Raw genomic sequence first — 26,044 nt, 5'->3', positions numbered from 1 at the left:
GCGATTCGTTTATCGCCCGATCCCCCCAAAGCCCTTCCTGTGAAGGGCTCGTGCGAACAACGACTTGCCTTATTCCTGGAGGAACTTCAGCAGGTCCTGATTCAACCGGTCCTTGTGCGTCTCGGTCAAGCCATGAGGTGCACCTGGGTAGACGATCAACCGAGCGCCCTTGATCAGCGCAGCCGAAGCCCGTCCGGCGGCATCGATCGGCACGATCTGATCATCGTCGCCATGGATCACCAGGGTCGGCACGTCGAACTTCTTCAGGTCGCCGCGGAAGTCGGTGGCCGAAAACGCCGCGATGGAGTCATAGGTGTTCTTGCTGCCGCCCATCATGCCCTGCGCCCAGAAAGACTGGATCAAACCTTGGGATGGCTTGGCGCCCTTGCGGTTGTAGCCATAGAACGGGCCCGAGGCGATGTCCAGGTACAGCTGCGAACGGTTCTCCAGGGACGCCTTGCGCAGGCCGTCGAACACCGTGATCGGCAGACCGCCGGGGTTGGTGTCGGTCTTGAGCATCAACGGTGGAACCGAGGACACCAGCACGGCTTTCTTCACCCGCGCGGTCCCGTGACGACCGATGTAGCGAGCCACTTCACCGCCTCCCGTCGAGAAGCCCACCAGCGTCACGTCCTTGAGATCCAGCGCTTCAATCACTGCTGCCAGGTCGTCGGCGTAGTGATCCATGTCGTTGCCTTCCCACGGCTGGCTGGAGCGACCATGACCGCGACGGTCGTGGGCCACGACCCGGTAGCCTTTGGAAGCGAGGAACATCATCTGCGCTTCCCAGCTGTCGGAGTCCAGCGGCCAACCGTGGCTGAAGGTAACGACTTGGCCATCGCGTGGGCCCCAGTCCTTGTAATACAGCTGCACGCCATCCTTTGTGGTGATGTAGCTGGCGGACTGGACCACGCTGCCAACGGCGGACACGGCCGCGCCGGCCTGGACAGGTGTCGCGGCTTCAGCGCCGAGGGTGGCGAGGGCGAGTGTGGCGATAGCCAGGGTGCGGTTGAAGGTGTTCATCGATTCTCTCTCCATAAGGGTGGTTTGATCTGCTGCGACCGTCATCGATCGCGTTGGTGGGCAGATTAGAGAGAGCGGCGGACGCCGAGAACTGCATGGTATCGATAGCTACTATGGGAAAATCGGATAGCTGCGTTTCGCTTCGGTTGCGTGCGAATGGGGGAGCGGATAACGGCCTTGTGGCGAGGGGATAAATCACCTCGCCACACAATGTTTATCCGCAGATTTTCATCAAGACGCTCAGTATTTATGGACGATGCCCAGCCGGCCCATGATCTCCAACGCGTTCACCAGGCCCAGGCCGTTCATGGGCAGGCAGGCAAACGCCTGGTGCTCATCGAAATGCGTGCCGATGGCCAGCAGTTTCAAGTCATGTTCGTCCAATTGAGTGTTGAAGTACTGAAGAAGCGCTCGCTCCCAGTCGTTGGCGCTGTTGACGGCTGCGATGGTTTTCGCATCAGGAACCGCGATCTCGATGCCCAATTGCCGTAGCGGCGCCAGGGCATTCACCGCATGAACGCCGCAGGATGCCCATTCCTTCCATTCGAACTCAGCCAACTGATTGGCCTGGGTGAGCGCGGACTCGACTTGCGTCCAGGCCCAATCCCATTGTGCGGTCGGGGCCGGGATGGCTTGAATGAGCCTTTGCGCCTGCTCCTCGTCGAACAGGCCATCGAACAGGTCGGCCAGCGTATCGGTCAGATCGGGGCGCGGCCCTTGATCCTGAGTGTTCAGGTCCTGGCTCAAGCGTTGCCAGAGACTGTCCAGCTCGCTCCAGTCTTCTTCATCCATCTCATCATCGATCACCTGCGCCTTATGGCCCCGCTGATAGTTATCCAGCCGCGTCTTGCGAACCTGTACCGCGCCGTCGGCGAGGCTGACTTCGTAGCTGGTGTGATCCAGGTAGTTGGTCTGAAACAGGATGCGGTCCGGAAATACGTCGTGGACAAGACTTTCTTCAGCGTCGAAATACGCCGCACCTTCGAGCGCGCCGTGAGCGGTGGTAATGCGTTGAAAGGACAGCAGATCGATTGAGTTCATAAAGATAGGATCGTCTGGAGGAGGGCGGGAATAGTGCGCCGGGCAGGCGCGCCGTTATCCGATCTGCGCAGATCCTACACCAAGGCGCCAGGGTTGCTGAATGCCTGGCTTGCGAAGACAAAGTCCGACGGTTCGAACCGCTCGCGGGTGTCCATGCGCACGTTTCGCAGGCCCGCGGTCTCCAGATGTGAGGCGTACAGCGGCTCGGCAAAATAACTGATCAACAGGGAGCGCCGGCGTGCGCCAAGGGCGTTCAGACTGCCTGCATGCACCAAGTCCACATTGAACACCAGAATGTCACCGGCGCAGCCCGTAAGCTGTACGGAGCGTGACTCGTCTGTGAAGTCGAAATCGGGTTCGCCAGATCCCGGACGATGGCTGCCTGGAACGAGACGAGTCGCGCCGTTCCAAGGGCCATAATCGTCGAGAAAAGCCAGGGCAGCCGCGACGTCGCCGGGCCGCTGGGCTGACAAGTCCCGGTGCAATGGTTGGTGACCGCCACCGGCCAGCGGCTCGCGTCCCTCAACCTGCGCAAGAAAGAATCGCTCCGCGATCAGTTCACCCGCTGCCGCCAGAACCTGAGGCAAACGACACACCGCCTGAACCGTCGCCGCATCGTCCAGCATCGAATAACGCCAATCCATGTTGCGCGGCACCGGCCACTGCTCCGACGGCCTCACCCCAGCCTCGAACACGGCCCGCAGCTCATCCAGCCAACCGCTCGGGATCGCCTGACGAAGCAGTACGTAGCCATCGCGGTGGAGCTGTTCGCGGCCGGTCATGGTTTTCTCGACTTCCGTGTGAGGGTTTCGGCAAGGCTAGCCTTCAAACCCGAGCCGGGCCACCCGCCACGGCAAATCCAACATCACCGCATGCATCAGAGGACAATTGCGTGGTGTGACAGTTATCATCAGGCCCCCATCCGGAAAAGGACTTCATCGATGAAGCGTCTGTTTGCCTGCACCCTCCTTGCACTGGCTGTCGCCGGCTATGTCAACGCCGAAGAAAGCATTGTCGAAGAAAGCACCTTCGAAGAAACCAACCAGTGCACGGAAGACATTGACTGCCAAGGCGACTTCATCTGCAAGAACGGCCTGTGCGATCTCCCCCAGCCGCAACAAAGCCCCGTGGCAAAAACCACCGCCACCCCTAAAGCCGCACCGTCGGCACCGCCCGGCGTAGCCTACCAACCGCTGCCCATCAATACGGACCGTGCAGGTCCCTTCACGACCCAGCCCCAGGGCCCGGGAACCGCGCTGAACTACCGATCCCGTGCCGGTGTGATCAACGTCATGGAATCGGTCGTCGAACAGGCCGAATACACCGGCTATGTGACCATCGAAAGAGCCTACACATTTGGTCCGAGCCGGTACGTGGTGGTCGTGTCCACCGGCGAGGGCGGCAATGCCTGCCCGGCGTCCACCTATGTCTTCAGCTTCGACACCGAGGCCGAGCAGGTCGATGGCAAGCAAGAGGTCAAGGGTTGCTCGGAACTGGTGGAGGTTGAGGCGCAGGGGAACAAGTTGCTGGTGAAGAAGGAGGGCGGTGAGGTGGTGGTTTATAACGGAGTTGTGCAATAGGCATGGACTGGAGAAAACCGCTGAGTCTATCGCTCAGGTTGCCCATCCTTTTTGCTGCTTACCTTCCAGTATGAGAGGACGTTGTACTGGCGGGATGCAGTGGGGTTGCATCGTTCCCTGGCATGAGGCTGCCTAGGAATTTGGCTCTCCTGCTGTGGAGCGGAGGCAGTTGGGTACTCTTGGCAGTTTTCGGCCAAGAGCGGACGGTCCCCGAAAAAATCTTCCTGCATTTGCTACTATCGGGCGCTCTTACATTTGGCACAACGCCAGCATTAGGTTCTTCCATGTTCGACAGAAGCGACTTTGATCAGCTCTCCAATGAGCAACTGACTTTTTGGACAGCACACAATCATTGTCCCGGTATCTACTACACTGTTTATCCGCAAAGCGCTTTTCGAACGCGCTCATCTGAGGAGTGCATCAGGGTAACCAGGGTCCCCAAGCGGCAGGACGAGAACGGATTAAACTTCTGGCTTTTTGCGGAATGGATCGATTGGCGGCCTGGAGGAGAAAGTTATTTCGCGCCATACGTTTCCGGCGCTAAATTTGAGGAGATCTCGGAAACTGCTTTCAACCAGATGGTTGCGAATCAGACGATTGATTTGATCGCTCCACTCAAACAACCACTGCATGAGTCGACCGGTTTTGTTGGAGCTCTATTGATGTACTCAATGAAAACGGAGTTCATAGTTTCGCTGTTTGCGGAGTATGAAGATGAGTACATCCATTTCTTTTGGGAAACGACTGCGTGAGCCGCAGCAATCGGTCGAAAGCCGCCGGTTGTGATCGGCAGATATCGACCCAAAGCCGTCCTTGATGGAAGGACCGCGACCATTCACACGGACACCGCCCGTGCCAGTCCCCGTTCAAGCCGATACCAATCCGCCGTGGTGATATCAAGACGTCTAAAACTTCAGCCATCCTCGCCCCACCGTGCCCCGTTGCCGGAAACCGTTGCGTCAATAGCGAAGTAGGGCGCCACCCAAGAGCCTCTCTTCGCTCCGTAACTGGCAACCAGACCGAGCCGTGTCTATTGTTTTGAGCGACAAATTGCGACCGGAGGCATGGACATGAGTCATAGCACTTCGCCCGCCGCTTCGGCTGTGGGGAACACGGGCATGGCAGCCACGGCCTTATGGGGCTCGGACAAAATCGGCGGTATCACGGTCGATCCGGACGGTGCTATCTGGCTTGGCGCCTACAGCCGCCTGGGCCTGGGCGGCGAAGAGGATTCAGGCTTCACCGGCAGCCTGGTCCGGTTCAATGCCGACGGTAGCCTGGACCGCAACTACAGCGCAGACGGTAAATCCCTCCTGCCCGTGTCGCTCGATATCGAGGACGGCGGCAATGCCGCGGTGCAGCCGGGAGGGGGCTACCTGGTGGCGCAATACGTGAAAGTCGGCGACGCCTGGGTGTCGGGCGTAACTCGTACCTTGGCTGACGGCCGCCTCGATACGAGTTTCGGCAACGGCGGAGCAGCGACCGTGCCGTTCTACTGGAATGAATCTCTAGGCCAGCAAGCATCGTTCTCCGTGCAGCGCGACGGCAGCTTTTTCGCGAGCGCTGCGTATCCCACCGGGGAGATTTACATCGCCCGCTTCGACGTGACAGGGACCTTGGTCTCGTCTTTCGCAGAGGGCGGGATCCTGCACCTGCCAGCATCCGTCGGCATTCAGCCCAGCGGCACGATCGACGTTTCGCTGCAGGCAGACGGGAAGGTATTGGTCACCGGGCGAGAAACCCTGACCCGCCTCAACCAGGACGGTAGCCTGGATAGCAGTTTTGCCAATGGTGGCAGCCTGGCCCTGGACGTTCACGCAAACGCCCTCGTTATTCAGGATGACGGCAAAATCCTGCTGGCGGGTGCCTCGGGCGGTGTGGCGACGGTCATGCGACTCAACGTCGACGGCTCGCTCGACACCGGGTTCGGTCATCAGGGGCAGGTGAGTTGGGGCTCGCAAAGTGCTCCTTTCGCAGTAGCCGACATGGTCGTGCTGGCCGACGGCAGGCTGTTGATTGGGGGGAGCCAAGGTACGAGCGCAGACGGTTATCTGGCCGCCCTGGTTCAGTTAAACCCCGACGGCAGCCTGGACCACAGTTTTGGCAATCCCGACGATGGCTATTACCACCTTGACGGTGGCCGCAATGACGACTTCTTGCTGGGTACCGCCTCGTTCGACGATGCCATCGTTGGCGGGGCCGGTGACGACCTGCTAGATGGCCAGCAAGGTCGCGACCTGCTGACGGGCGGCGTCGGGGCCGATACGTTCCGCTACGAGTCAGTCGCAGACAGCTACCGAACCGCAACAGCGGCCCATAGCGACCGAATCACCGACTTCGATCCCAACACCGATACGATCGATCTCTCATCCCTGGGCTTCCTCGGGCTGGGCGATGGACATGACGGAACGCTGGCGATACGAGTCGATGAAAGCGGGACGCGGACCTACCTCAAGAGTTTCGATGCCAACGCGGAGGGGGAACGCTTCGAATTGGTCTTCGACGGTGACTTGAGCCAAACGCTGAACGAAACCAACATCCTGTTCCAGCAAGCCAGGTTGACGGGCACCGAAGAGGCCGACCGTTTACAGGGCAATGCCCGAGGCGAAATCATCGAAGGGTTCGCGGGAGATGACCGCCTCTATGGCGCGCTGGGGAATGATGTATTGGTTGGCGGAGAGGGCCGGGACCTGCTGGCGGGTGGCGGTAACAACGATGTGTTCCGCTTCGACGCACTGAGCGATAGCTACCGTACCGCCACTGAAAACCACACGGATCGGCTGCTTGACTATACGGTGGGTGAAGACACCATCGATTTGTCCGCCCTAGGCTTTACCCGGCTGGGAAATGGCTACAACGGCACGTTGGACGTGGTGGTCAATGAAGCCAAGAACCTGACCTACTTGAAGAGCTACGAAGCCGACGCCAATGGGGCGCGGTTCGAGTTGAGCCTGGCAGGGGACCACTCGGGGTACCGTAACCTGGACATCATCTTCGCCGAGCCTGCGGGAGATGAAGTCTTTCAATTGATCGGAGTGGCTGACCTTTGGGTGTAAGGAATCTCACTAATTGAAAGTCATTATCATTTGATATACTCTCGCGCTTCTTCCTCGCTTGAGTCGCTTGTGTGTCCAGGCCATCCGATCCTCATTCCGCCGACGGCCAGTTCGAGAGCCATTCGAGCGAGCTGCTGCGCTTCCTCACCCGGCAGGTGAAGTGCGAAGAGCTGGCGGCCGACCTGCGCCAGGAGACTTGGCTGCGCTTTCGCCGGCGCGAGTCCGCAGAGGAAATCGGCAATCTTCGTGCGTTCCTCTATCGCATCGCGCGCAACCTGATCATTGACTACCGCCGTCAGCAAAAATCGCGCCCCGTCGAGGAAGAGATATCCATCGAATTGGTCAGTGCCCAGCCGGGCCCGGAGCGAGCAGCAAGCGACGCCCAGCGCCTGGAGCGACTGCAGCACGTAGTCCAGGGCTTGCCACCGCATCTGCGTCAGGCATTGCTGTGGAATCGCCTGGACGGGCTGACCCAGCGTGAAATTGGCGAACGCCTGGGGGTCTCGGAAAGCATGGCCGGACGCTATATCCTCAAGGCCCTCGAACACTGCCAGCAGCAGATGGACCCGCAGCCGTGACTCATCCTTCGCTTCTCGATCAGGCCCGACAATGGCAGGTGCTGCTGCATTCTGGCCGCGCCACCGCAGCCGACCGCGAGGCCGCGCAAGCCTGGCGCGAGGCAGCGCCCGAACACGAGCAGGCGTTGCGTGAGGTGGAAGGGCTGTGGTCGTTGCTCGGCCAGATAGATCGCCCGGCGGAGCAGCCTCAAGTTCGGGTGATGCGTCGCCGTCGACTTTGGGCGGCTCCGCTGGCCTGCGCCGCGATGCTGTTGCTCGCCCTATGGCTGCCGCGCGGCACCTGGATCGGCCTGTATGCCGATATCAGCACCCAGCCGGGCGAGGTGCGTGAGTTGCGTCTGGCCGATGGTTCGCTGTTGACCCTCAACGGTGATACGGCGCTGGACTGGCAGTTTGTCGACGGTCGTCGCGAGGTCAGGCTGTACCGTGGCGAGGCGGATTTCCAGGTCGCCCATGACCCGGCCCGACCGTTCATTGTCAGTGCCGGCGAGGCGCGCATACGCGTCACCGGCACGCGCTTTGATGTGCGTCTGGAGGAGGGCGGTGTCGACCTTGCGGTCAGCGAGGGCCGAGTGCTGGCCTCCAGCGAGGGGCGCGAGCCGCTGCCGGTGGTCGGCGGGCAGCAGGTGCAATGGCGCGGCGGGGAGTTGCAGGCGCCGCAGGCATTGGATGCGCGCCAGCGTTTGAGCTGGCAGCGCGGCAAACTGATTTTCCGTGACCGGCCGCTGGAGCAAGTGTTCGCCGAGCTTGAGCGCAGCCAGTCTGCGCGGGTGCTGTTTGTCGATGAGGCCGCTCGCAAGCTACAGGTAACCGGCGTGTTCGCCCTTGACGATCCACAGGCGGTATTGAGTGCCGTGGAAACCACCTTGCCTGTGGATCTGGTGCGCCTGCCCGGGTTGATTCTGGTCAGCTCACGCCGCTAAGACCCGCGCCGCGCCTGGACCTTCAAGAAAACAGAAAATATTTGGGCGGCGATGGTTCAGAAATCATCGCCGCCTTCGTCTTCCGTTGCTGCAAATGCGACTTCTTCGTATTGATAGCCAAGGACATCAGCATGCGGTCGACCTCCTTCCTCGCGGCGCTAGCCGTTCTCCCCCTGGCCATGACTGCCGCACAGACGCAAGCCGTCGAGCTCGACGTGCCTGCCCAGCGGCTCGACGCCGCGCTCATCGATTTCGCCGAGCAGGCCGACGTGCGTCTGCTCTATGACGCCGGCCTGACCCGTGACAGCGGCGTGGCGCGAGCGCTCAAGGGCGATTATTCGGTGGTCGACGGCCTGCAGCGGTTGTTGGAGGGCAGCGGCCTGACCTTCCAGAGCGGCGATGACGGTACCTTCACGCTGATGCCGCTGCCCGAGCAGGGCGTGTTGGAGCTGGGTTCAACCACCATCAATGGAATCGCCGAAGGCCGTGTCGACCTGCCGGCCGAGTACGCCGGCGGGGAGGCGGCGCGGGGTGCGCGCATCGGCGTGCTGGGCAACCAGGACATGCAGGATGTGCCCTTCGCCTTCTCCAGCTACACCTCCGAGCTGATCGAGAAACGCCAGGCGCAGACCCTGGCCGATGTGCTGGCCAGCGATCCGGGCGTACGCCAGTCGTTCGGCTTCGGCAACTTCTCCCAGGTGTTCGTCGTGCGCGGGTTCCAGCTGTTCAGCGATGACATTGCCTTCAATGGGCTGTACGGAATTCTGCCGCGCCAGATCATCTCCACCGAGTCGGTCGAGCGAGTCGAGGTGTTCAAGGGCGCCAACGCCTTTGTCAATGGCGTATCGCCGTCGGGCAGCGGTGTCGGCGGGGCGATCAATGTGGTTTCCAAGCGTGCCGAGGACACCCCCACGCGCAGCGCCACCCTGGACTATGCCAGCGACAGCCGGGTAGGTGGGCACCTCGACCTGGGCCAGCGCTTCGGCGAAGACAACCGCTTCGGCGTCAGGGTGAACCTGGCCCAGCGCGAGGGCGAGACAGCGGTGGACGATGAGCACTCGCGCTTCAGCCTGGCCACCCTCGGCCTGGACTACCGCGGTGACCGTCTGCGCCTGTCTGCGGACCTCGGTTACCAGAAACAACGGGTCAATGAAGGGCGCTCGGTGGTCTACCTGACCACGACCGGGCCTACCAGCAGACTCAGCGGCAAGACGCCGTCGGCACCCGACTCCGACCACAACTACGCGCAACCCTGGAGCTGGTCGCAGCTCGAAGACACCTATGGCATGTTCAGCGCCGAATACGACCTGTCGCCCACCTGGACCGCCTACCTGAGCGCGGGCGGCAAATACACGCGGGAGAACGGTGTCTACGCCTCCAACTACGTCTATGGCGCGAATGGCGATGCGCGTATCGGCCGCCTCTATTCGCCGCTGGACCAGGAGACCCTCAGCGCCGTAACGGGGCTGCGTGGCGAACTCACGACCGGGCCGGTCAGCCATCGCATCAACCTGGCTGCCAACGGCATCTGGCAAGAGAAGCGCAACGCTTTCGAATCGACCGCGGCGGGCAGTCGCGGCTTCGGCAATCTGTATGAGGGCCAGCCCGTGGCCGAGCCGCCGGCCACGAGTGTTTCCGGCGATATCCATGACCCGGACACCACCGCCAAGGTGCAGAACCGTAGCCTGGCGGTGTCCGATACCCTGGGCTTGTTCGACGACCGCGCGCTGCTGACCCTGGGCGTGCGCCGCCAGTCCATCGGCGCCGATGCCTGGAACGCGGCCAGCGGTGCCCGCACCTCCAACTATCAGGAAAGCATCACCACACCGGCCTATGGCTTGGTGATCAAGCCCACCGAGTACCTGTCGCTCTATGCCAATCGCGTCGAGTCTCTGCAACAGGGTCCCACCGCGCCGGTCGCCGCGATTAACAACGGCGAGATGTTCGCGCCTTATCGCTCCAAGCAGACTGAGGTAGGCGCCAAGCTCGACTGGGGCACCTTCGGCGGCAGCCTCAGCCTGTTCCGCATCGAGCAACCGCAGGGCGTGCTCGGCGGCGACGGCTACTACCGAGTGGATGCCGAGCAGCGCAATCGCGGCGTGGAACTGAGCCTGTTCGGCGAGCCGCTGGACGGCCTGCGCCTGCTGAGCGGCGCCACCTGGACCAAAGCCGAACTGCGCGGCACCGCTGGCGGTCGCGATGACGGAAACCAGGCGGTGGGTGTGCCGCAATTCCAGTTCAATCTGGGCGCCGACTGGGATGTGCCCGGCTTGCCCGGAGTGAGCGTGAACGGCCTGCTACTACGCACTGGCGGCCAGTTCGTGGACAGCGCCAACGAATACAGCATCCCCGCCTGGACCCGCGTCGACCTGGGCGCGCGCTATCGAACAAAGATGGATGGCCGCGCACTGACCTTCAACGCGATGCTGGAGAATGTCGCCGACGAGAACTACTGGGCCTCGGCCAACGGTGGTTATCTGACCCAAGGGGCGCCGCGTACGCTGAAGGTGTCGGCTACTGTTGATTTCTGAAAATGTTCGCGATGAAGAGGTGCCGGCGCAAGCGGCGTGGAAGCACGCTAAAGCGACTTTAAAAAAAGGACTGATTATTTGCTTGAAAATAGCTCCGTTCCCTTATCGGTCCCTCTTTCGTTATTGCCAGCACCGGGCAGGCTTGGAAGTCTTCCCGATGCGGCAGGCTTGACCGCAGCTGATTTCCTCGCAGCGGATTTTGCTGCAGGTTTTGCTGCAGCGACCGGTGGTTTTCCAGCTTTTGGAGCCGCAGCTTTGGACGCCACCGCCAATGTTGTAATCGGTTGTACCGTGAGTTCCACGCCAATCGCGGTCATCAATTTCCTGATAGTTTCAAACCGCGTTTTTGCTCCAGATTTCAGCACCTTATAAAGGCTTTCACGATTAACCCCGGCATCTTTGGCGACCTTATTGACACCTTTAGCTTTTGCGACCTCGGCCAACGCATGAATAAGACCCTCTGTATCATCGGCTTTCATGCTTTCAGCCAAATAAGCCGCTATAGCTTCTGGGGTATCGAGAAAGCGCGAAGCCTCGTAACGAGTCGTACCGGTAGTGCCGAGGCTGAGGACCGGCATATCCTCAGGGTTGAATTTATCACTCATGTCATTTACCTCTCAGGGCATCAAGAATCAGTTTGGCTCTCTTAACGCCTCGTCGTTGATCTGTTTTATCGCTTCCGCTGAGCATCAAGTACTCTGCGATTCCCGAGCGTACAAAGTAGATTCTGTACCCCGGTCCGATAAAAACACGCATTTCGCTCACCCCATCGCCAACCGGTTCGCAATCACCAAAATTGCCATTTCGGGCGCGATCCAGGCGGGCCAAAATGGCCGCTTTTCCTTGAGCATCCTTCACACTGTCAAGCCAGTCCTCAAAATCGGGCGTCTGGTGGATCTCGTACATTTTCTTATCGATCATAGTCTCATTTGTAGCCATATGGCTACTTTTGATAGGTGGGAGATTGACTGCAGATCATGGGTCTTTTCATCGAACATGGAGCTGATGGTGTCGCTCTGGCTGGCAGTAGGTGCTATTCGTATGCCCCAGTTCGAAAGCAGCACCGTGTCGCTGGCGATCTCGGAGCAAAACGCGATGTTTTCCAGCACTTGAGTCACCGTGCGGATACGGTAATCGGCAGCTAGGTGCAGGACGTCAAGCGGCGCTTGGGTATCGATGAGTGGAGAGGCCGGGGGCAGTCGGTGCCGGTGATGGAGATGTAGCTCTGCCTGGGATTGCTCCATTTGGGTAAAGGGCTTATCCGATATGCAGATCGCCAAACCTGATCAACCTTTGAGGCGACGGGAAGGACTATAAATTCTGGTTCCAGCACGGACAAGGTGATGGATTCTGAGTGGAGCGTAGGAATTGTGAGAGTTCTACGGGGAAACGAACCGACGCTATCAGGTGTTGTAGGAACAGTCGGTCAAGCTGGTTTTCAGCGAAGCGATAAATGTAGTGACAGGTGCGGACGCTCTCGGTTGTAGATCGATACGGGTTCTCAACAAGCACTTCAGTACGCTGCCTTTTAGGAGACAATCATCAAAGCCTTATCAATAGTTCGACCCAGTGGCGGTCGAATCGCTTCTGGCGAGAAAACACTTGAAGTTCGTCGTTGGCATCCAGATTTAGATCCCGCTGAGGATCTTCTGATTATCGAAAACAAGCGATTTCTCCACACCGATGGAGACGAAGACGCTGACGGCATCGCTGTCGCAATAGTGCGCGTGAAAGTCGTGCGTCCCTTCGTCCAGGCTGACATGAAAGCAGCCTGTGCAAGCTATTTTGAAAACGGCTGGCTAGCATGGGAGCTGAGTGACGTGAGGCCAGTCGCACTCCCTGCCACTGTTCGCGCGGCAAGGGGGATCTACGAGGTAGATTTTCTTCTTCCAGGCAAACGCTGAAACAAGAACGCGTTGTGTTCGCGCAGACGCCGCTCTGGCGCCAGGGTTAGCTTTCGTATCCGTTTATATATTTTGGGCCCCACAACCATGCTATATGACCGTTTCTGGCCGATTCTGCGTATTGCCTAGGTCGCCCAGCGTCTACGCTGTACTGTCAGCCAGTAAAGCCAAAGGGGCAGGCGATGTTCAATGATTTGAGTGGTCACGTCGCGCTGGTCAGTGGGGCTGGCAGCGAACATGGGATTGGTCTCGCCATCGCGAGACGGCTAGGAGATCTTGGCGCAAAGCTGATCATCACCGGCAGTAGTGCACGGATCCATGACCGTATCGCCGACTTGAGCGCGGCAGGTTATGACGTCAAAGGGCGCGCTGCAGATCTCACGGATCAGGCTCAGGTCGTCGAGTTGGTGGCGTGGGCTGAATCGCTATGGGGGCGAATCGATGTCCTCGTGAATAACGCCGGCATGGCGATTCAGGGGGACCCTGAGCCGTTCTCAGAAGTGGCCAGTATGAGCCTCGATGTCTGGAATACTTCAATAGCCCGTAATCTGACCACTGCGTTTCTGCTGACCCGCGCGGTATTGCCGGGGATGCAGAGTCGACGGTATGGGCGCATCGTCCACATCAGTTCTACAACCGGTACCCGTGTCAGTAATCCTGGCGAGGCAGCTTATGCAGCGGCGAAAGCCGGGATGGTGGGTATGAACATGAGCCTTGCTCTGGAGGTTGCGCCCTACGGCATCACTGTGAACGCTGTTGCGCCCGGATGGATCGCGACGCAATCCAGCACACCGGAGGAACTGGCCGCAGCTCAGTATGTTCCAGTCGGACGCGCCGGTCGACCTGATGAGGTCGCCGCCGCTGTGGCGTTTCTTGCCTCCCCGGAATCCAGCTACATCACCGGCGAGCTGCTGGTGGTCGACGGGGGCAACTGCCTCTCCGAGAACAAAGGTCCCCGTTGAGTACCCGTTGCGCTGCTGGCAGCCTAATCCAAAAAACAGCAAAGCACCGCGGACGTTTAGTTCAAATAAACATGCTTCGAGAGCGTACGTTTAAGGACACTCGGCGTTACGTCCTAAAGGCTACGACACCTTGCGTCCTTCCTTACGCGTGCGTCAGAATCCGCCGGCTTGTGCGCTTTACCCCCGGCCTCTATCGTTGACCTGCCACTGCCCATCAGTGGTCGGGTTTAGTCGCTCGGTCGGTTTTAGTAAGGTGCATCAGCGCCATTCAGTCAGGTCATTCTATTCCTGTACTTGATGGTGGTTGTGCGCAGGGCGCCCTTGGGCGCGCCGGGTTTGCTAATTCCACCGGTCGACTAACCTGCGTACAGCCGCCACCCTCTTTTAGTCGAGAACGGTTGCGGCCCAACCTACGGAATTAGACATATGTTCAAAGTAACTCCCAACCCCCCGGACATTGGTTCGGTACCCTATGACGCCTCTATTGATCCCAGGAAGCTACAAGAGGCGGCAGACCGCGCACTCGACTTCTACCTGAACCCCGGAGCGACGAAAACGCAGATACCGCCCCGCAAGCCCAGCACGATCTTCACCATCGACGCAGCGGTGGATGACGAAACGTTGCTCGTCGAGGCCTGCGAATCCCTGGCTTCCGCCAGCGTATTGGTCAGCGAGCTCACTGACTTGACGGACGGCCCACGACGGCAAACGATGCTGGTGCTGCAACGGGTCATCATGTTGGATGAGTTGGCGGTCAATCGGGTGCTGGATAACCACCAGTTGCCTGGGTAGTCGCCAGGCATGTTGTGGGGGCGCTTGCGCCCTCGCAACTGTCATTCAGTCCAACAACGAAGCTTGTTTGAGCAGTTCGAATAGTCCTTCAGGAACGAGTGGGGACGCAGTGGTAAAGCTTGAACCCAGGCACCACGTGGCTCTGAACGGAGCACCATTGCTTTCATGGCCGTCTAGCCAAGGGCGCTCATAGACGCTTTCATCATCGAACCTTGCATCGTAGACCTGGACGATCTCGTGCCCTGGTTTGCCTGCGTAGGTGAAGATGCTTTCCAATGTGCCGATCAATCGAACATCACTGATCGAAAGCGCCAGTTCCTCCTGCACTTCTCGGGCGATGGCTTCGATACTCCGTTCGCCGAACTCAATGCCGCCGCCAATTGGGCGATATGTAGTGGTCTAATGAAACCGGACACCCATTTAGGCGAGAATGCTCGCCAGATAGAGGTGTCTGATGACCAAGCAACGTCGTTCCTTTTCCGCTGAATTCAAACGCGAGGCCGCAGGCCTCGTGCTCGATCAAGGCTATAGCCATATCGAAGCCAGCCGCTCGCTCGGGGTGGTCGAGTCCGCGCTGCGTCGCTGGGTTAATCAACTCCAGCAGGAGCGTAACGGCGTTACTCCGCAGAGTAAGGCGCTGACGCCCGAGCAACAGAAGATCCAGGAGTTGGAAGCCCGGATCGCTCGCCTTGAGCGGGAGAAGTCCATTTTAAAAAAGGCTACCGCGCTCTTAATGTCGGAAGAGCACGAGCGCACGCGCTGATTGATCAACTGAGCACCCAAGAGCCGGTTGACTGGCTTTGCGTGGTCTTTGATATCACTCGCTCGTGCTACTACGCCCATCGCCTCAGACGTCGAGCTCCGGACGCTGAACGACTTCGGTTACGCAGTCGAGTCAATGAGCTGTTCATGCAGAGTCGAAGCGCTGCTGGCAGCCGCAGCATCGTGTCGATGATGAAGGAAGATGGCGAGCAAATCGGACGATTCAAGGTGCGAGGCCTGATGCGGGAACTGGAGTTGGTCAGCAAACAGCCTGGCTCACATGCCTACAGACAAGCGACGGTCGAGCGGCCTGATATTCCAAACATCTTGAATCGAGAGTTTGATGTGCCGGCCCCCAATCAAGTCTGGTGTGGTGACATCACCTACATCTGGGCTCAAGGGAAATGGCATTACCTGGCTGTCGTTCTGGATCTCTACGCACGCCGGATTGTGGGTTGGGCGCTATCAAACAAGCCGGATGCAGAGCTGGTCATCAAAGCGTTGGACATGGCTTACGAACAGCGTGGCAGACCTCAAGGGTTACTGTTCCACTCGGATCAGGGGTCGCAATATGGCAGTCGCCACTTTCGCCAACGGCTCTGGCGTTACCGCATGCGTCAGAGCATGAGCCGTCGTGGAAACTGTTGGGATAATGCGCCGATGGAGCGTGTGTTTCGCAGTTTGAAAACTGAATGGGTACCGACCGTGGGCTACATGACGGTTCAAGAAGCGCACCGAGACATCAGTCATTACCTGATGCATCGGTACAACTGGATTAGACCGCACCAATTCAACAATGGACTGGCCCCAGCTCAGGCCGAGAAAAAACTTAACGTCGTGTCCGGGATTAGTTGACCACTACAGGCCCGCTGCGGCCCGAAAGCCGAAATTAAATCCGTCCCCTTATTCTCGTCGTATTCCTTTCTTCGTACCCATGATTAAATCTAAGGTTTGGTTAAGGGGCCGGCATTAACCGGTCCCGATTGAGCGAAGCGAGCGACTTGAACCAATTTGTTATATTCCTCCCCACTTATGTCTTGCCCAGCGAGCTAACGCATTAAAATTAATGCCGACGCCCATAAAGTTAGGTTTTATTTCTAGTATGTCATCTGGAGATGAGTGTTTTTCTTGATGTGCTGGTGTACCTCTGAGGAGTAGAGCTGCTACCTCAGAGTCAATTTTTTCTTTAGCTGCGCTGATCATGTCAGACATGTCACGTAAATCTTCATCTTTAGGGAATCCGTCCCCTTTTAGAACTTGATGCGTTATAGCTATTTCTTTCCATAAACGGCTAACCATAATTTTTAGAAGGTCAGCGGCTTCCGTTAAAAATTCTTCAGAGGGAAGGTTTTTATTAGCACACTCTTTCTCTATCTCGGAAAGTGCCTTTGGTATTTCATGGTTAAAAAATGGCTGAAAATAACCCCAGAATACCATTTCAGGAGATCCGGAATATTTTATACCTCTGTACGATATTTTCTTTCCATAGAAATCTTCTGTTTCTAGCTCCCATAGCGCAGGAAACATTCGCCACTTTTGGATTCTTTCAAAAATAGCATTGTCGAGAAGCTCTATTTTTCTTGCTGTCTGTGGATACAGTGACGTTCTGTTGCCAGTTAGGAATAGCGGCTCCATTCGGTATCTCCATGGCATATAAAGTTTGGTTAAGGGGCAGGTTTTTGACCGTCCCAGTGCACAAAGCGAATAAAAATGGGGACAAATCTATTTTCAGAAAATAGATCTGTCCCCATTTCCGATTTCCGTCCGTCCCATTTCCGTCCTGTCTCCTTTAATTGGAGGCATGCGTTTGGTACTGCGCCCTCGGCGACGCACAGAAGTCTAGGACCAAATCCTTTCTCTTAAATACAGGTGTTTCGGCTAGGTCACTCCATGGGCATCAAAATTCGCGCTTCAATGCCAATCTCTTGGAGGAGGAAAAGCAGCCCGCCGCCCTCGATGAGTTCGATGGGCTTGTCCTTCGCGAACTCAAACGCGTCGGGGCCATAGCCGCTTGTTGTGACCAAAATTCCCTTATTGGCGCCCTCATTCATCATGGTTCCATAAAGGTCCCTGACTGCTGAAACGCCAACTGTGTGCTTGTAGCGCTTTGCTTGGATAACTACCTTGCCGCCTAATACAGGACGAGAATCGTAAGCAATGCAATCGACTCCTCCGTCACGCGATGACCTGGTTAGTTTCGACTCTAATCCCATTTTTCCGAATAGATTTGCCACCAGTGCTTCAAACTCATAGGGGTTGAGATCCATTAAATTTGTTGCTGAACTGAGATTTGAGGCCAGATCCTGCTGATCCACAAAACGCTTATCGATCATGTTGAATTCAATAATTGGTCTAACCGGTTGCGCTTCGCTTGGGGACCGTGAGACATGTGCACCGAGGTTTCGTAAACACACAGCACGATCCACGCGCGTTAGATCGATCTCCATAAACGTTTCACGCGTGGTGCGCACAGACACGAGATGAGGTTGCACCCCCCGGCCAGTTGCGGGATCAATAGTGTTCACATAACCGTTGAAACAGCAGACCTCTATGAATTCTCCTTGGTCTGCCTCGAAAAGCTCATGAAGGCACCTGAGTGCGAGACTTGCGATAAGGTCGGCATATAAAAATTTGATCTCAGCTGGCTTGCGCTGTTTAGCGGAGACCTCGTCTTTCGATTTTATGTAACGATACTCGGCTACCTCAGGAATTATATCCGAGGTGGGTAACTCGTATTCCACTACAAGCTGTTTCGATTCAGGCAGGAACGCCAATGAGAAATTTTGCGGGAACCCTTCTGGATAATCGGACTTCTCCAAGACCATGCTGCAATAAGCAACAATTGATTCGGAGTCTCCTTCATAATACGAGTAGCGGAAGGCATCGACTTCAGAGTCCCGGAGCGCTTTTTTCTCAAGGAACGCCGACACACCACGCTCATAGGTCCCTCGCGCGCTCTTCAGCATTTGTAGACGCTGTGCTTCCTGGGCCTTATGCTCTTCCTCGCTTAATTTAAATCTTTCCTTAGCGGCTCTCATCTGATCGGCATGCCTTACTTTAAACTTTGGTATCAGTGAGAGATACCAAGGCAAGGGAGCAACTTTGGAGGTAAAGAATTGCAGCGCTGGGCCTTCAATTACGGTTGTTAAAGATTTTGCTGGTGCGAACGGCGGCGGATTGTCTGTGATACGAAGTGAGTCGAATGTTACAGTGTCATCAACCATCAGCGCTGACGATAAGATGGATTGTAAACCATCTATCCAAGATCGAATGGTTGCGTTACCGTCACGAACTTCTTGCTCACGAAACTCTATGTAGTTTTGTTTAGCGGCTCGCTCAGATTGGCGGTCATATCGTGCTTGGTCACGCTCACGAATCGCCTGCGCTCTGAGCCGCTGACGTTCCGCACGTTCAGAGGCTCGTAGTGCAGCGCGACGTTCCGACTCGTTCAGCCGCTGCTGCTTGGCTGTCTCCCGAGCAATTGCTCGGATCACCTTTTCGAATCCACTCCGATTGGCCATGCTTGCCTCCTTACTGATGGCGTGATGGTATCAAAAGAAGTGGCGGTGGACACGAGCGCTTCGAACTTAGCTGCCAGCGTGCGAATTGAAGTGACAGTTTCTGTCCGCTTACAGCCTCTTGCTAGAAAGGACAGTGTGTCAGGTGGGGTAAGATTGCTGCTGAACGAGCTTTTATTTGGAGGTCACCCGTTCGCTGCTGCGCAGTTGAGCGGGAGCAAGCTCCCTCGCCACGGGACTGTGTTGATTTCATGACGAGCAGGCTCGCATTGACCTTAAGGGGTTATGGCTTTATGGAAGATCGCGGAACAGGTGAGTTCGAAAACAGTATAAAAAACTGACAGTTCTTACAGTGGTCAGATAGGGCCGAGTCCGTCACGTTCGAGGTTCATTCACTGCATGGGAGTGCAGGGTCATGAGCTCAAAAGACAAGAAGGTCGATGTGGGTTTTAAAGGTATGGCGGAGGCTAAGCTCAAGCCGGGGGCGACAGCTCCGGATGTTACGGGCGAGGCGGAGGCTGCGGTTAAACCGGAGGCGGTAGTTCCGGATTTCAAGGGCCCGGCGAAGGTCCAGATCAAGCCGAAGACGACACCCGAGCCTTAGACGTCATACCGGGCAAGGTTCAAGAATTTGAGGATATTTAGAGCCTATTCGTCCGCTTCCAGGGGTGAAAAACGAGAAACCCGACGCAAGACGTCGGGTATTTTGTTGGGCGATAAATACTATTGTCGCGGATCTACGTTATCCAACACCTGATTCGCCAACAACGAACTCAGCTCAATCAACTGTTGAATCCCCATCGCCAAATGGCGTCGCGAGCCATCCAGGTCAAACGCCAGATCAGTCACCATGGCATCGGCTGAAGCCAGCGTTTCATTGAGGTTAGCGAGCATGCACTCGTTATCGAGGCCTTTCACAACGGTGAAAATCTGCCCCGGTTTCGGTTTGTCTGTGGATTGATCCGGCTTCGGCAGCAAGTAGTGGTCCAGCACGCGTTTGGTGGTTTCGTCTTGCTGCTTGGCTTTGGATTTTGCGGATTGTGCTATGGGGGCTGCTTCTGGGGGATTCGGAGTAGCTTTGAACATTGGTGTGATCCTCGTAAGGGCCGCACCATCCCGCTACTAAACGGAATGGAGGCGGCTGTGCGCAAGTTAGTAGACCGGTGACACACCAAACCGGCGCGCCCGAAGGCGCCATGCGCACAGCCACCATCAAGAACAGGCAAATGCCTGACTGATGAGACTTGTGCAACCGAAGGTGTGAACCGGGCTACTAAACCCGACCACTGATGGGCAGTGGCAGGAACGACAATAGAACCCCGGAACAAGGCGCACAAGCGGGCGGATTCTGGCGTAGTTGTAGGCAAAGGCGCAAGGATGCGTGGCTTGATGAAGGTGTGTAGCCAAGTTCTGTAGGAACGGGGTTTGCCGAGGATGCGGGTGATTGGTTTTGCCTTGGGACCGCGTTGGTTTCATCGCGAGGAAGCCCACACACAGGGGATTTGTGGTGGGTGTGGGTGGGGTGGGCAGGTTTGGTTGCGATGCAGGCTGGGCTGGCGTTTTCGCGAGCAAGCCCGCTCCCACAGGGGATGGTGGTGGGAGTGGGCTTGATGGATGGGCTATTTGCGCTTGAGCATTTCCGGCAACTGCGCCACCAGCTTCTGGTTGTTCAACGGCGCGCGGATGAAGCCGCGTTGGGTGCCGTCGGGGCCGATGACGGCGAGGTTGCCGCTGTGGTCGACGGTGTAGTTGGGTTTGCTGGTGTCGGCCGGGATGAAGGGGATGCTGACGGCGTTGGCGAGTTTTTGCAGGTCTTCGATGGAGGCTGGGGTCAGGCCTTTGAATTGGGGGTCGAAGTAGCCTAGGTATTGCTTGAGTTGTTTGGGCGTGTCGCGGTTCGGGTCGACGCTGACCAGGATGATTTGCAGGTTGTTCACCGCCTCGGGCGGCAGTTCGCTTTTGATCTGGCGCAGTTGGGCGAGGGTGGTGGGGCAGATGTCCGGGCAGAAGGTGTAGCCGAAGAACAGCAGGCTCCATTTGTCTTTCAACGCGTCCATGGCCACGGGTTGGCCGTCCTGGTCGGTCATTTTCACGTCCGGCAGGGTGCGGCTTTGCGGCAGCAGGATGATGCCGGCGTCGATCAGGGCCGTCGGGTCGCCCTGGCCTTTGCCCGACAGCACCTTGTTGACGGTAAGGCCGAGGATCAGCGCGATCACGGCCACGAGGATGAAGACGGTTTTCTGGGTTCGGGTCATAGGCTCAACAGTAAGTAGTGATCGACAAGCAGGGCGATGAACAGCAGGAACAAGTAATAAATAGAGTACTTGAAGGTGTTGATCGCGGCGTGCGGCCGACTGCCACGGTACAACACCACAGCCCATTGCAGGAACCGGGCGCCGAGTACGAGTGCGCAAATCAGGTAGAGCATGCCGCTCATCTGGATCACGAACGGCATCAGGCTCACCGCCAGCAGCACCAGCGTATAGAGCAGGATATGCACCTTGGTGTAGTGCTCGCCGTGGGTCACCGGCAGCATCGGGATGTCGGCCTTGGCGTATTCCTCTTTGCGGTGGATCGCCAGGGCCCAGAAGTGCGGTGGGGTCCAGGCGAAGATGATCAGCACCAGCAGCAGCGGTTCGGCGCTGACGTGGCCGGTGGCGGCGACCCAACCCAGCAGCGGCGGGGCGGCGCCGGCGAGGCCGCCGATGACGATGTTTTGCGGCGTGGCCCGTTTGAGGAAACCGGTGTAGACCACCGCGTAACCGAGCAGGGAGGCCAGGGTCAGCCAGGCGGTCAGCGGGTTGGTGAAGGCCAGCAGCAGCGCTTGCCCGGCCACGGCCAACGCGAGGGCGAAGGTCAGGGCGGCGGCGGGGGAGACGCGCCCTTCGGCCAGGGGGCGTTTATGGGTGCGGGCCATCACCGCGTCGATGCGCCGGTCCACCACGTGGTTGACCGCCGCCGCGCCGCCGGCGCACAGGGCGATGCCCAGATTGCCGAACACCAGCACGGTCCATGGCACGCCAGCGCGGGTGGCGAGGAACATGCCCACCAGCGAGGTGATAAGCATCAGCACCACCACTTTGGGTTTGGTCAGCTCCAGGTAATCGCGCCAGATCGCCCGGCTGTGGCGTGTACCGGTCAGGGTTGCCATGGCATCTCTCCTTTGATGGTGATGGGGCTGACGCTGTGTTTATGCGGATTGAACCGCCAGCGCAGCGGGACCTGATGCTTGACCCGAACCAGGCTGGTGCGGGCGTGATAGTTGACCAGCACCAGGGTCAGCAGCAGCGCGGCGCCCCCGGCGTTGTGGGCGACGGCCACCGGCAGCGGCAGGTGGAACAGCACGTTGCTGATGCCCAGGGTGATTTGCGCGGCCAGGGCGATCAGCACCAGGCCCGCCAAGCGGGTCATGCCCACCCTTCTCAATTGCCAGGCCAGCCCCAGCAATACCAGGGTCACCAGCAACGCACCGATGCGATGGGTCAGGTGGATGGCGGTGCGTGCATCGCTGTCGAGTTGGCCGCCCAGGTAGTTCGGGCCGATGTGTTGGGTCAGGTGGAAGCCGTTGGCAAAGTCGGCCGGTGGCAGCCACTGGCCGTGGCAGGTGGGGAAGTCGATGCAGGCGACGGCGGCATAGTTGGAGCTGACCCACCCGCCCAAGGCGATCTGGCCGATCACCAGCAATAGCCCGGCGGTGGCCCAGTGTTGCAGTCGCTTGGGTACGGTCAGCGCCGGCAGTACGCCGGATAATCTCAAGGTCAGCAGGAACAGCAGGCTCAAGGTCGCGAAGCCGCCCAGCAAATGCCCGGTGACCACCTGCGGCCAGAGCTTGAGCGTCACGGTCCACATGCCGAACGCGGCTTGGGCGAATACCACCACCAACAGGAACAGCGGCAACTTCAACGGCTGCCCCGGGCGATGGCGGTTCATCCAGGAGCGTGCCGCCAACGCTACGATCATCAAGCCCAGGGTTCCGGCGAAGTAGCGATGGACCATCTCGTTCCAGCCCTTGTGGGCTTCCACTGGGGCGTCGGGAAAATGCAGCTCGGCATGGGCCAGTTGGGCTTCGCTCTTGGGTACGCTGATGAAACCGTAGCAACCGGGCCAGTCCGGGCAACCGAGGCCGGCGTGGGTAAGCCGGGTGTAGGCGCCCAGCAGGACGACGATCAGTGCCAGCAGCGTGGCGAACAGCGCGAGGCGAAATCCAGGTTTGGCCATGTCGATGCCCTCATCCGATGTTCGACAGTTTCAGCAGGTGGCGTAGGTCGTTGAGCAGGTCCTTGCCTTTGACGCGGGCGTCGTAGCGCAGCACCAGGTTGCTGTGGGGGTCGATGATCCACAGCTGCGCGCCGCCGGAGCCTTGGGCGCCTTTTTCATAGGCAGGCAGGTCGAGTGGGTAGCGTTGCAGTTGTGGGTATTCGCGTTGCAGTTGGGTGTCGTATTCGGCGTCCAGCGGCTGGGCGACGGCCAGGGCGTGGCTGGCGCGGGAGGCGTCGCGACCGAGGCCGATCTGCACTTGGCGGGCGAGATAGACCAGTTGCCGGCAGTCGACGGAACATTCCTTGGGCGCCGTGACGAGGAGCTGCCAGCGCTTTTCATCGGCCTGCACGCCGATCTCGGCACGGGTCTGGCCGGTGCCGATCAGTTCGCCGTGGTAGCTGCGGCTGTCCGGCACCCAGAACTGGAATTTGTACATGCCGGTGGCGAGGATCATCGGGCCGACGACCCCGAACACAATCAGCAGCAATTGCAGGCGGCCCTTGCGGCGGCTGTGGGCCGAGGGTGCCTCAGACGTGTTGGTTGGATTCATGGCGCTTCCCATGGTGTCTCCCTGCGTTATGCCATCCGAGATAAAGAAAAAGGCCGAACAGTGCCGTCGCCATGGCGAACCACTGCACGGCATAACCGAGGTGTTTTTCCGGGCCCATGCTCACCACCGGCCAGTCGGTGCGGTAGGCACCGGGGCCGCTTTGTTGGCGCAGTTCATAGGCGAAACCGCTGCGATCCAGTTCGGCCCAGAGCTTGTCCGGTTCGATGGCCGTGACCAGGCGTGGCCAGGGTGCGTTGGTCGGGTCGGCGTGCAGCTGGAAGGTGGCGCCCGGCGCAACGTACACCCAGGCTTGCAGGCTGACGGGGCGGTCAGGGGTGTCGAATACTGGCGGAGTGCGGCGGTCGGGCCACGGCAGCCAGCCGCGATTGACCAGCAGCCACAGGCCACTGGCGTGATCGAGGAACGGCTGGAGCAGTTCGACGCCAACCTTGCCGTCGTGCTGGCGGTTGTCCAACAGGATGCTGTGCTCGGCGTCGAACTGGCCGTTGAGCCGCACCGGACGAAACGCTGGATCGGCGGTGTGTTGCAGCTCGATGCCGTCCAGCGCCGGCGCCACGCGACGCTCGGCATAGTTCTCCATGAGCACGCGTTTCTGTTCGCCCCGGCCCAGTTGCCAGAACCCCAGGCACACCATCACCGGCACTAGCACGGCCACCACCAGCGACGGCACGATGCCTGGCCGGAAGCCTTTCATGGCGCTGCCCCAAAGCTGTCGAACGAGATAGCTATACTCACGTGCATCGCGTCCCCCCGGAGTGTTCCTGATGCTCAAAGCAGCCATCGTCCTGATGCTGATTGCCACGATTGCCAGCCTGTTCAGTGGCCTGTTTTTTCTGGTCAAGGACGAAAGCGATTCCAATCGCCTGGTCATCGCCCTGGCGGTGCGGGTCAGTCTGGCCGCTGTCACCGTCGGCTTGATCGCCTGGGGTTTCTTCAGCGGCCAGTTGGTCTCTCACGCGCCTTGGTGACGGTGGTCTCAGAGCACGTAGACAAAGATGAACAAGCCGATCCACACCACGTCGACGAAGTGCCAGTACCAGCTCGCGGCCTCGAAGCCGAACTGGTGCTCGTTGTCGAAGTGCCCGCGCAGGATGCGCATCAGCATCACGAACAGAATGATCGTGCCGATGGTCACGTGGGCGCCGTGGAAACCGGTGAGCATGAAGAACGTCGCGCCGTAGATCCCCGAACCCAAGGTCAGGCCCAGTTCTTTGTAGGCGTGGATGTATTCCTCGGCCTGGAACGCCAGGAACGCGCAACCCAGCAGCACGGTGATCGCCAGCCACAGTTTCAGCGCGCCGCGATGACCTTTTTTCAGGGCGTGGTGGGCGATGGTCACGGTGACGCTGGAACTCACCAGCAGCACGGTGTTGAGCAGCGGCAGGCCCCAGGGGCTGATGACTTCCTTGGGCGGCGGGAACAGTTTCGAGTCGGGGTTGTTGAGCAGCGGCCAGGTGAACTGGAAGTTCGGCCAGAGCATGTGGGCCAGGCCCTTGGTGCCTTCGCCGCCCAAGGCCGGGCCAGAGACGTGGCGCACGTAGAACAGCGCACCGAAGAAGGCGATGAAAAACATCACTTCGGAAAAGATGAACCAGCTCATGCCCCAGCGGAACGAGCGGTCGAGCTGCGGGCTGTAGAGCCCGGCGCGGCTTTCCTTGATCACTGCGCCGAACCAGCCGAACAGCATGTAGGCCAGCAACAGGCCGCCGACGAAAAAGACCAGCGGGCCGTGGGATTCCGGGCGTGCCGCCTTCAGGTCGTTGAACCAGGTCGCCAGCCCGTACACCGTGACGAACATCCCGACCGTGGCGATGATCGGCCATTTGCTCTGGGCCGGAACGTAATAGTGCTCATGAGTTGCCATTTATTGTTCTCCTTATCGGGCACGCTATCGTTCAGTGTGTAGAGCCACCGGTGGATGACGGGCGGTGATATCGAACAGCGTGTAGGACAGCGTCAGGTGCTTCACTTCCTTGGGCATGTCCCGGTCGACGATGAAGCGCATGGGCATTTCGATGCGTTCGCCGGGTTGCAGCACTTGCTGGGTAAAACAAAAGCATTCGGTCTTGTGGAAATACGCCGCTGCAGTGCTCGGCGAAATGCTCGGCACGGCCTGGGCGCTCATCGGCCGGTCGGTGGGGTTATGGGCCACGAACACCATTTCATTCACCGCCCCCGGCTGGACCACCAGTTGATCGCCCTTGGGGAAAAAGTCCCATGGCATGTCCACTGCATTGGTCGACAGAAACTGCACCCGCACCTGCCGCGACGCATCGACGGTCTGCTCGCCTTCGTACTGCCCGGCGGTCTTGCCATTGATGCCGAACGCCTTGCACATCACGTCGTAGATCGGCACCAGGGCAAAGCCGAAGACGAACATCGCCACCACCACGATCAGCAGGCGGGTGACCAGCTTTTTCATCGAAATCGAATCAGCCATGGCTTCCGTCCCGTGCACCGGACCCTGTGGGAGCGGGCTTGCTCGCGAAGCAGTCGCTGCGGTCTACCAGAAACACCGCGTCATCGTTCTTCGCGAGCAAGCC

The 26,044-nt window shown here is 58.8% G+C and carries 28 protein-coding genes and 1 pseudogene; 12 read left to right on the top strand and 17 right to left on the bottom strand.

Going from position 1 to position 26,044, the window contains the following annotated elements:
- Window positions 1–69: 69 nt before the first annotated feature.
- The 3 genes from EGM97_RS18300 to EGM97_RS18290 all read right to left on the bottom strand — a co-directional run bounded on the left by EGM97_RS18300 (window position 70) and on the right by EGM97_RS18290 (window position 2,846).
- Entirely contained in the window at window positions 70–1,023 is a 954-nt protein-coding gene (locus EGM97_RS18300; protein WP_238962403.1) for an alpha/beta fold hydrolase, read from the bottom strand.
- Between the two features lie 240 nt (window positions 1,024–1,263).
- Complete coding sequence (locus tag EGM97_RS18295) at window positions 1,264–2,064, bottom strand: DUF6630 family protein (protein ID WP_238962404.1); 801 nt, start codon at window positions 2,062–2,064, stop codon at window positions 1,264–1,266.
- Window positions 2,065–2,138: 74 nt separating this feature from the next.
- Entirely contained in the window at window positions 2,139–2,846 is a 708-nt protein-coding gene (locus EGM97_RS18290; RefSeq protein WP_238962405.1) for a phytanoyl-CoA dioxygenase family protein, read from the bottom strand.
- A 159-nt stretch (window positions 2,847–3,005) separates the two neighbouring features.
- Here EGM97_RS18290 and EGM97_RS18285 point away from each other — a divergent pair, with 159 nt between their 5' ends.
- From EGM97_RS18285 to EGM97_RS18260, 6 genes are all read left to right on the top strand, one after another.
- The gene (locus EGM97_RS18285; RefSeq protein WP_238962406.1) at window positions 3,006–3,644 is read left to right on the top strand and encodes a hypothetical protein; all 639 of its coding nucleotides are present in this window, start codon (window positions 3,006–3,008) and stop codon (window positions 3,642–3,644) included.
- 284 nt (window positions 3,645–3,928) lie between these two features.
- Window positions 3,929–4,396: a hypothetical protein gene (locus EGM97_RS18280; RefSeq protein ID WP_477788832.1), complete on the top strand. Its 468-nt coding sequence runs from the start codon at window positions 3,929–3,931 to the stop codon at window positions 4,394–4,396.
- 366 nt (window positions 4,397–4,762) lie between these two features.
- Entirely contained in the window at window positions 4,763–6,700 is a 1,938-nt protein-coding gene (locus tag EGM97_RS18275) for a M10 family metallopeptidase C-terminal domain-containing protein (protein ID WP_238962408.1), read from the top strand.
- A gap of 71 nt (window positions 6,701–6,771) precedes the next feature.
- A complete protein-coding gene (locus tag EGM97_RS18270) occupies window positions 6,772–7,278 on the top strand; it encodes an RNA polymerase sigma factor (RefSeq protein WP_238962409.1) in 507 nt (168 codons plus the stop codon).
- Window positions 7,275–8,201 (top strand): FecR family protein, encoded by a 927-nt coding sequence (locus EGM97_RS18265; protein WP_238962410.1) that lies wholly within the window; start codon window positions 7,275–7,277, stop codon window positions 8,199–8,201. The genes EGM97_RS18270 and EGM97_RS18265 overlap by 4 nt, the downstream gene beginning before the upstream one ends.
- A 131-nt stretch (window positions 8,202–8,332) precedes the next feature.
- Window positions 8,333–10,732, top strand: coding sequence for a TonB-dependent receptor (locus EGM97_RS18260; RefSeq protein WP_238962411.1), 2,400 nt, complete (start codon window positions 8,333–8,335; stop codon window positions 10,730–10,732).
- Between the two features lie 74 nt (window positions 10,733–10,806).
- Here the strand turns inward: EGM97_RS18260 and EGM97_RS18255 are convergent, their stop codons facing one another.
- From EGM97_RS18255 to EGM97_RS18245, 3 genes are read right to left on the bottom strand one after another with little or no spacing between them, the layout of a single operon-like run.
- On the bottom strand, window positions 10,807–11,337 hold the full coding sequence (locus EGM97_RS18255) for an addiction module antidote protein (protein WP_238962412.1): 531 nt from the start codon (window positions 11,335–11,337) through the stop codon (window positions 10,807–10,809).
- Window position 11,338: 1 nt separating this feature from the next.
- Window positions 11,339–11,653: a type II toxin-antitoxin system RelE/ParE family toxin gene (locus EGM97_RS18250; protein ID WP_238962413.1), complete on the bottom strand. Its 315-nt coding sequence runs from the start codon at window positions 11,651–11,653 to the stop codon at window positions 11,339–11,341.
- Window positions 11,650–12,012 (bottom strand): hypothetical protein, encoded by a 363-nt coding sequence (locus tag EGM97_RS18245; protein WP_238962417.1) that lies wholly within the window; start codon window positions 12,010–12,012, stop codon window positions 11,650–11,652. The genes EGM97_RS18250 and EGM97_RS18245 overlap by 4 nt, the downstream gene beginning before the upstream one ends.
- Before the next feature lie 258 nt (window positions 12,013–12,270).
- On the opposite strand from EGM97_RS18245, the gene EGM97_RS18240 reads away from it, so the two are divergent.
- From EGM97_RS18240 to EGM97_RS18230, 3 genes are all read left to right on the top strand, one after another.
- Entirely contained in the window at window positions 12,271–12,636 is a 366-nt protein-coding gene (locus tag EGM97_RS18240) for an ASCH domain-containing protein (protein WP_477788833.1), read from the top strand.
- A gap of 182 nt (window positions 12,637–12,818) precedes the next feature.
- Complete coding sequence (locus EGM97_RS18235) at window positions 12,819–13,598, top strand: SDR family NAD(P)-dependent oxidoreductase (protein ID WP_238962414.1); 780 nt, start codon at window positions 12,819–12,821, stop codon at window positions 13,596–13,598.
- Window positions 13,599–14,024: 426 nt separating this feature from the next.
- Window positions 14,025–14,390 carry a DUF6124 family protein gene (locus EGM97_RS18230; protein ID WP_238962415.1) on the top strand — a complete coding sequence of 122 codons (366 nt, stop codon included), beginning with the start codon at window positions 14,025–14,027 and terminating at the stop codon, window positions 14,388–14,390.
- 45 nt (window positions 14,391–14,435) lie between these two features.
- On the opposite strand, the pseudogene EGM97_RS18225 reads toward EGM97_RS18230, so the two are convergent.
- A pseudogene (locus EGM97_RS18225) lies at window positions 14,436–14,780 on the bottom strand (NUDIX hydrolase); the annotation flags it as partial.
- Window positions 14,781–14,844: 64 nt separating this feature from the next.
- On the opposite strand from EGM97_RS18225, the gene EGM97_RS18220 reads away from it, so the two are divergent.
- A protein-coding gene (locus EGM97_RS18220) for an IS3 family transposase (protein ID WP_477788831.1) occupies window positions 14,845–16,007 on the top strand; the annotation gives its coding sequence in 2 pieces (ribosomal slippage) (window positions 14,845–15,100 and window positions 15,100–16,007; 1,164 coding nt in all).
- Window positions 16,008–16,166: 159 nt separating this feature from the next.
- Here EGM97_RS18220 and EGM97_RS18215 read toward each other — a convergent pair.
- Complete coding sequence (locus EGM97_RS18215) at window positions 16,167–16,787, bottom strand: hypothetical protein (protein ID WP_238963167.1); 621 nt, start codon at window positions 16,785–16,787, stop codon at window positions 16,167–16,169.
- A 248-nt stretch (window positions 16,788–17,035) separates the two neighbouring features.
- Window positions 17,036–18,673 (bottom strand): restriction endonuclease, encoded by a 1,638-nt coding sequence (locus EGM97_RS18210; RefSeq protein ID WP_238963166.1) that lies wholly within the window; start codon window positions 18,671–18,673, stop codon window positions 17,036–17,038.
- Window positions 18,674–19,085: 412 nt separating this feature from the next.
- On the opposite strand from EGM97_RS18210, the gene EGM97_RS18205 reads away from it, so the two are divergent.
- On the top strand, window positions 19,086–19,274 hold the full coding sequence (locus tag EGM97_RS18205; protein WP_238963165.1) for a hypothetical protein: 189 nt from the start codon (window positions 19,086–19,088) through the stop codon (window positions 19,272–19,274).
- 119 nt (window positions 19,275–19,393) lie between these two features.
- Here the strand turns inward: EGM97_RS18205 and EGM97_RS18200 are convergent, their stop codons facing one another.
- The 6 genes from EGM97_RS18200 to EGM97_RS18175 form a co-directional block, all read right to left on the bottom strand.
- Window positions 19,394–19,756, bottom strand: coding sequence for a DUF6124 family protein (locus tag EGM97_RS18200; protein WP_238963164.1), 363 nt, complete (start codon window positions 19,754–19,756; stop codon window positions 19,394–19,396).
- Between the two features lie 533 nt (window positions 19,757–20,289).
- A complete protein-coding gene (locus EGM97_RS18195; protein ID WP_238963163.1) occupies window positions 20,290–20,925 on the bottom strand; it encodes an SCO family protein in 636 nt (211 codons plus the stop codon).
- Window positions 20,922–21,821 carry a heme o synthase gene (gene cyoE, locus EGM97_RS18190; RefSeq protein WP_238963162.1) on the bottom strand — a complete coding sequence of 300 codons (900 nt, stop codon included), beginning with the start codon at window positions 21,819–21,821 and terminating at the stop codon, window positions 20,922–20,924. The genes EGM97_RS18195 and cyoE overlap by 4 nt, the downstream gene beginning before the upstream one ends.
- Entirely contained in the window at window positions 21,809–22,888 is a 1,080-nt protein-coding gene (locus EGM97_RS18185; protein WP_238963161.1) for a COX15/CtaA family protein, read from the bottom strand. The genes cyoE and EGM97_RS18185 overlap by 13 nt, the downstream gene beginning before the upstream one ends.
- A gap of 10 nt (window positions 22,889–22,898) precedes the next feature.
- Complete coding sequence (locus EGM97_RS18180) at window positions 22,899–23,492, bottom strand: hypothetical protein (RefSeq protein ID WP_238963160.1); 594 nt, start codon at window positions 23,490–23,492, stop codon at window positions 22,899–22,901.
- On the bottom strand, window positions 23,458–24,195 hold the full coding sequence (locus EGM97_RS18175) for an SURF1 family protein (protein ID WP_238963159.1): 738 nt from the start codon (window positions 24,193–24,195) through the stop codon (window positions 23,458–23,460). Before EGM97_RS18175 ends, EGM97_RS18180 begins: the two co-directional genes overlap by 35 nt.
- A gap of 70 nt (window positions 24,196–24,265) precedes the next feature.
- Between EGM97_RS18175 and EGM97_RS18170 the strand changes: the two genes are divergently transcribed.
- Complete coding sequence (locus tag EGM97_RS18170; RefSeq protein WP_053149525.1) at window positions 24,266–24,469, top strand: twin transmembrane helix small protein; 204 nt, start codon at window positions 24,266–24,268, stop codon at window positions 24,467–24,469.
- 8 nt (window positions 24,470–24,477) lie between these two features.
- On the opposite strand, the gene EGM97_RS18165 is transcribed toward EGM97_RS18170, so the two are convergent.
- A complete protein-coding gene (locus EGM97_RS18165; RefSeq protein ID WP_238963158.1) occupies window positions 24,478–25,365 on the bottom strand; it encodes a cytochrome c oxidase subunit 3 in 888 nt (295 codons plus the stop codon).
- A 24-nt stretch (window positions 25,366–25,389) separates the two neighbouring features.
- Window positions 25,390–25,941, bottom strand: a complete 552-nt coding sequence (locus EGM97_RS18160; protein ID WP_238963157.1) for a cytochrome c oxidase assembly protein — start codon at window positions 25,939–25,941, stop codon at window positions 25,390–25,392.
- Window positions 25,942–26,044 lie beyond the last annotated feature (103 nt).

Origin of the sequence: Pseudomonas sp. AF32 (assembly GCF_022342325.2) — a bacterium.
In the GTDB taxonomy this organism is placed as follows: Bacteria; Pseudomonadota; Gammaproteobacteria; order Pseudomonadales; family Pseudomonadaceae; genus Aquipseudomonas; species Aquipseudomonas uvaldensis.
This window is presented reverse-complemented; position numbering and strand designations above follow the sequence as displayed.